The sequence below is a fragment of the Corallococcus sp. CA054B genome (assembly GCF_003611625.1).
GTDB classification, from domain to species: domain Bacteria; phylum Myxococcota; class Myxococcia; order Myxococcales; family Myxococcaceae; genus Corallococcus; species Corallococcus coralloides.
This window is the reverse complement of sequence record NZ_RAVY01000369.1, coordinates 1-2,612: the sequence shown is the minus strand read 5'-3', so window position 1 is coordinate 2,612 and position 2,612 is coordinate 1. Positions and strand designations below refer to the sequence as shown.

At 67.6% G+C, this 2,612-nt stretch carries 3 protein-coding genes and 1 pseudogene; 3 read left to right on the top strand and 1 reads right to left on the bottom strand.

The window, feature by feature from the left end; all coding sequences use genetic code 11:
* The 3 genes and pseudogenes from D7V80_RS42065 to D7V80_RS40670 form a co-directional block, all read left to right on the top strand.
* Positions 1-443 (top strand): annotated as a pseudogene (locus D7V80_RS42065) (hypothetical protein); the annotation flags it as partial.
* Between the two features lie 53 nt (positions 444-496).
* The gene (locus D7V80_RS40675) at positions 497-1,318 is read left to right on the top strand and encodes a hypothetical protein (RefSeq protein WP_120593115.1); all 822 of its coding nucleotides are present in this window, start codon (positions 497-499) and stop codon (positions 1,316-1,318) included.
* An 11-nt stretch (positions 1,319-1,329) separates the two neighbouring features.
* Positions 1,330-2,154, top strand: coding sequence for a hypothetical protein (locus D7V80_RS40670; RefSeq protein ID WP_120593114.1), 825 nt, complete (start codon positions 1,330-1,332; stop codon positions 2,152-2,154).
* A gap of 12 nt (positions 2,155-2,166) precedes the next feature.
* Here the strand turns inward: D7V80_RS40670 and D7V80_RS40665 are convergent.
* Positions 2,167-2,612, bottom strand: a 446-nt coding sequence (locus D7V80_RS40665) for a 3-oxoacyl-[acyl-carrier-protein] synthase III C-terminal domain-containing protein (protein ID WP_304988482.1), incomplete at its 5' end; no start/stop codon positions are given.

Here is a 2,612-nt window from a genome sequence, read left to right as displayed (position 1 = left end):
CTCCGCCCGTCGCCGCGCCGCCGCCCACCATCGCGCAGACGCCGACTCCTCCGCCCGTCACTCCGACGACCGTCAGCGACACGCCCGCGAAGGTCGACACGCCAGTGCAGCCCACGGCCCCAGGAAAGACGGTCGTCAAGACGAGCGGCAAGACACAGTCTCCGCGCATTCCCCTGGAGCCTACTGACGACATCGCGCTCAGTGCCCTGAAGGAAGCCCGTGCCGCGGATGCGCTGAACGACGTGGACACCGGTGTCCGGATGGCCCAGCGCAGCTATGCGGCTCAGAAGAACTTGGCCGCGCACCATCTGGCCATCAAGCTCCGTTGCCAGTCCAAAGACATGGTCAACGGTCCTGCGGAACTGTCGAAAGTCTCCAAGACGGACCTGCCGGCGCGGCTCGTCGAGCTATGTCGGAGCAATGGTGTTGAATTGCCGAAGTGAGCGAACACCGCCCGTCCAGGCAACTACGGACGGGTGAGGGGGATACATCCAACATGAAATGCATCGTCGCCGTGGCTGTGCTGGCCACCGTTCTAGGCACCCTGCCCGCTCGGGCCGCGCCGCCCGCTCCCGTGGAAGCCGGCAAGGTTTTCGTAGGCCCACAGGGGGAATTGGTCGCCGTCGTTCCCCTCGCGCCCCGTGAGCAGAAGAAGTTCCTCCTGCGCATCCAGGGCACGGGCTCCGTGCTGGACAACCTGGTCCTCCCCTACACCCTGAAGGACTGGAGCAGCCCCAGCACGCTGCGCCACAACTACACGACCCAGTGGCACGGCAAGGACTACTCGCCACTCATCACCGTGGGGAAGAACACGGAGCTGCACTTCCCCGGCGGTCCCGGCAACGGCATCGCCGTCCAGTACGACGAGGCGCGCTCCCAGAAGCTCAAGCCGGAGGAGGTCTACGCCCAGCACCAGCAGCAGACCCAGAGCGGTCAGCTCGCGAAGCTGATGGCCTTCGACCGCAAGGCGGAGGAAACCGTCCACGACACCGCCTACGCCGAAGCGCTCCAGGCGCTGAACACCACCTGCGGCACCTCCATGGCGGGCGCCATCGACTGGACCACCATCCCCGAGCCCGTCCTCAAGTCCCAGAAGATCGCCCGCTACTGCGCCTCTCCCCTCACCGCGCTGAAGGCCCTGTGCGAGGTCTCCGACGAGGCCCGCACCACCGTGAAGGCCCGCCTGAAGCAGATGGACTGCCGCTTCGGCGCCACGCTGGAGCCCGCGCTGCAGGGCGACCGCTTCGTGTGGACCACCAACCCGGAGGCGAGCCAGCAGGAGAAGGCCGCCACCCGCTACTTCAAGAAGCACCTCTAGGCCCGCGCACCATGCTCTTCCAACGCATCCTTCCCGTGGCCGTGCTCCTCTCCGCCAGTCCCGCCGCCGCCGTCGAACCGCCGTGGGGCAAGGCGGAGAACCTGGGCCAGCGCATGCTCCTGGAGGCCACCGCCGTCTGCACCGACGGCAAAGGCCACTACGCCGTCTCCGTGCCCCGCGAGGACACGGACGAGTTGGAGGACCAGCTCTACTACGGCGACGGCAAGTCCCTGGTCGTGGTGCCGCGCCCCCGCTCCCGGAACCTGAACGCCACCACCTTCCTGGATCCGCGCTTCTTCAACCCCAACGGCACCGCCGACTACGACGGCGTGGACCTGCGCGTGCACTCGCAGCTGTCCGTGGACACCAAGGAGCGCACCTGCTCCCTGCGCTGCGGCGAGCGCAAGGTCACGCTGGAGATGCTCCCCAGCACCCAGGCGAAGGAGCTGCTGCGCAAGGCCTCCTACGCGCCCAACCCGCAGAAGTTCGCGCCCCACGCGCTCCTGCGTGATTCGGAGGGCACGTACTACTACGTGGACAAGGGCTTCACGCCCGCGGAGTCCCGCAACTTCCGCGTGTTCATCGGGCCCCGCGGCGACCTCAAGCCGCAGAAGATGACCAACGTGGTCGCGGACTCCGAGGGTGAAATCTTCACCACCAAGAAGGGCCAGCTGCGGCTCGTCATCGACCGCGCGCAGAAGCCCATCTGGATCGAAAAGGCGCGCAAGGAGGTGGAGCTGCGCAACGTCCCCGTGGAGCAGAACCTGCCCCTCATCTACAACGAGCTGGGCGTCTACACGGGCATCCGGCTGGGCACGCCCTGCGACGATCAGTAGCGAGCAGTCCCGCTAAACGCGCACCAGCAACGCCATCTGGTGCGCGCCAATGCCCAGGCCGACCATCACCAGGTACTTCGTGCGCAGCTCGCGGCGGAACCGGGCCAGCGTCACCGGCATGGACGCGTGCACCATGTTCCCGTACTGCTCGAAGGTGTCCAGGTACTCGCGCGGGCGGATCTCCTGCGCCCAGTGGTCCATCAGCTTGCGCGTGGCCTGGTGGGAGATGAGCGTCACGTCCTCGCGCGCCACACCGTGCTTCGCGAGCAGACGCTCCACCAGCCGGGGCGGCCCGTTCATCCCCGAGTTCAGGAACGCCTTCACGCCCGCCGCGGGGGCGATGCCATAGGTCGGGTACGCGAGGCCGGACTCCGGCCGCGAGCCCATCATCATCGCGCCGTATTCGTCGCTGAAGGTGTCCGCGCCCCAGTCCACCAGCGTGAGCCCTTCCCCCGCCC

Bases quoted from the DNA above. Each gene is read 5' to 3' on its own strand.
- D7V80_RS40675 (WP_120593115.1), top strand. From the start codon at position 497: ATGAAATGCATCGTCGCCGTGGCTGTGCTGGCCACCGTTCTAGGCACC.
- D7V80_RS40670 (WP_120593114.1), top strand. From the start codon at position 1,330: ATGCTCTTCCAACGCATCCTTCCCGTGGCCGTGCTCCTCTCCGCCAGT.